Origin of the sequence: Thalassotalea marina (genome assembly GCF_014656435.1) — a bacterium.
Taxonomy (GTDB): domain Bacteria; phylum Pseudomonadota; class Gammaproteobacteria; order Enterobacterales; family Alteromonadaceae; genus Thalassotalea_C; species Thalassotalea_C marina.
Genome location: NZ_BNCK01000024.1, coordinates 1 through 1,606 on the forward strand (window position 1 = coordinate 1; position 1,606 = coordinate 1,606).

Consider the following 1,606-nt stretch of genomic DNA (forward strand, 5'->3'; position numbering starts at 1 on the left):
CATAACACATATGAACCTTATCCCCGTCAATAGGCAATAGTGTTTTTTTAGCTGCCGCTAGGCAGCTAATGGTTAATCAATCAGCAAAATCTATTACTTCGCTCTGTCATAAAGGCCGTAAAACAATCGTTTACGGCAAACACATATTGAGGCTCTCTTAATGTGATCTCATCACTGCCTGAAGCAGTCAGTCCTTAGGTCGTTCAGGGGCACTAGACATTCATCGGTTAACCTTTGTTGGCACTACTCAAGCGGATGATTCACTTAGTTTATCTAAGGTTCAGTTAGTTTCAGGCTCAGCTAAGGTGTAAACGACTTTGCTCATTGTTGATGCGCACCAATGGAGTGTCTAATCAAGGCCAAATAGCTTATACGTCGACAACATTTACCTGCATTAACGTGCTGATGTCACACTTTATCGCAAATAATATAAGGTTGTTCATGCTTATCTAGTTAGGCGTACAGCTCACTCCATTGTGCGACTTAAGCGTTTAAGAATCGTTCATTGTTAAATATCGTTTTATGTTTGAGCATGTAATAAACGCAACGGCCTATTTTATGCGCTAGCACTGACAAGGCTTTGGCTTTACTCATGCGTTTTTGTAACTTATTTAAGTAGCGACGTGCTTTGTCGTTTCCTCGTAAATAAAGTACCGCTGCTTCACTAAACGCCCACTTTAAATGGCCATTGCCAATTTTATTACCTGAACTACCGTAAGTTTTTCCGGCAGATTCTGCTTTGCATTTGACTAAGCGACAATAGGAAGCAAACGTCTGTACAGACTCAAAGCGCTCAATGTCGCCAATTTCATACAAAATCGTCATGGCGAGAATAATGCCAATGCCAGGAATAGTACGCAGTTGTGCGTAATAATCAGGCCGATGTTGTTTTGCTTTACGTTCAATAAAGTATTCAAGATATTTCAACTCTTTGGCATAGCTATCTAATATTGCTAAATCAAAATTAATATTGCGTTGAACAGCTTCATCTTCAAATCGATGACGGAATATCTCTCGCACTGATGGATTTTTCATGTGGAGTTCTAGAGCAGGATAATTGTATTGGCTGTTGGTATTTACAATATGAGCTTTTAATTGTGCACCATGCCTGACAAGTTTTGTTCTTCTGCGTAATAGGTCGCGCGTAGAGCGCATGGCTTGAGGGTAGTTATAGGCTAGAGGGAAATTTCCACCTCTAAGCAAGCTTGCGATTTTATACGAATCAATCTTGTCATTTTTTGCTTTACCACCATGAATAGCTTTCATATACAGGGCATGACCTAAAACAAATTCAATATTTTGTTCAGCGCATAAATCACTGACCCAATACCAGCAGTGCATGCATTCAACGCCGATAACAAGGTTGCCTAGGTAAGGTGAGATTAAGGCTGCTAATGCGGATTTCTCAGCCTTTATTTTTTTATGGAGAACCTTTTCACCTTCTCGATTTAAAATGCAGACATAAAGAATTCGCGCATGTAGGTCGATCCCACAATAAAAATCATGTAATTTGGTATAGAATTTCATTGAGCTTTCTCCTTTTGGTTTGGTCGCCTAGAAGTTTAGCCAATGGTTAAACTTCGGGGAGAAGGTTCAATAAGTATCA

General features: G+C 39.7%; 1 protein-coding gene. It reads right to left on the bottom strand.

Annotated features, from left to right (window positions below; translation table 11 throughout):
- Positions 1 to 483 precede the first annotated feature (483 nt).
- On the bottom strand, positions 484 to 1,527 hold the full coding sequence (locus IE199_RS21800; RefSeq protein ID WP_189775032.1) for an IS110 family RNA-guided transposase: 1,044 nt from the start codon (positions 1,525 to 1,527) through the stop codon (positions 484 to 486).
- Positions 1,528 to 1,606: the final 79 nt, after the last annotated feature.